This is a genomic window from Actinoplanes cyaneus (assembly GCF_016862095.1).
GTDB lineage: Bacteria > Actinomycetota > Actinomycetes > Mycobacteriales > Micromonosporaceae > Actinoplanes > Actinoplanes cyaneus.
In genome coordinates this window covers 1-896 of record NZ_BOMH01000023.1, presented here as the reverse complement: position 1 = coordinate 896, position 896 = coordinate 1, and the positions used below count along the sequence as shown (strand labels likewise).

The window sequence follows — 896 nt, the reverse complement described above, 5'->3', positions numbered from 1 at the left end:
AGGCCTGGCGTCGAGGGATGTCGGTCTCCGGGCTGCCGGGAGTGTGGCCGGGCCCGGCGTCGGGTGGCACCAGCGGCCGGGCCGCGACCCGTGGTGAGCGACGGGACAGGGCCTAAACTCGGCAGGTGACTGAGGACCTGGTCTCCGACGAGCAGCTTGCCGAGCAGCTTGACTACTACTCCCGCCGCGCGCCGGAGTACGACGACTGGTGGCTGCGCCGCGGAGCGTTCGACAAGGGCAAGGCCGAGAACGACGCCTGGTTCGCCGAGGCCGGTCTCGCCCTGGGCGCGCTGCAGACCGCGGAACTCGGCTCGGAGGTACTGGAACTCGCCCCGGGCACCGGCACCTGGAGTGTCCATCTCGCACCCCGGGCCGCCCGGCTGACGCTCGTGGACGGCTCCGCCGCGATGCTGGCGCGCAACCCGGTCGCCGGCCTGCCGCACGTGCGGACGGAGATTGCCGACCTGTTCACCTGGGACACCGGCGACCGGTACGACAGCGTGGTCTTCACGTTCTGGGTGTCGCACGTGCCACGCGAGCGCCTGCGGCCGTTCTTCGCGAAGGTTTCTTCCTGGCTGCGGCCCGGTGGCACGGTTTTCTTCGTCGACGACTCGCCCGCCTCGGTCGCCGAGCCACACGTCGCCGCGGTGGCCGGGCAGACGATGCGGCGCCGCCTGAGCAACGGCGACGGCGCCACCGTGGTGAAGAATTTCTACACCGCCGGGGAGCTGATCGACGCCGCCGGCCGGGCCGGCATCGACGTGCAGATCGGCGACACCGGCCGCTTCTTCCAGTTCGGAGTCGGCCACCGGCGCTGATCCGGACCCGGCCAGCGGCGCAGATTCGGCCACCGGCGCTGATCCGGACCCGGCCAGCGGCGCAGATTCGGCCACCGG

At 72.1% G+C, this 896-nt stretch carries 1 protein-coding gene; it reads left to right on the top strand.

Annotated elements, in window-relative coordinates:
* The first annotated feature begins 125 nt into the window (after nt 1-125).
* Entirely contained in the window at nt 126-818 is a 693-nt protein-coding gene (locus Acy02nite_RS15650) for a class I SAM-dependent methyltransferase (RefSeq protein WP_203741242.1), read from the top strand.
* Nucleotides 819-896 lie beyond the last annotated feature (78 nt).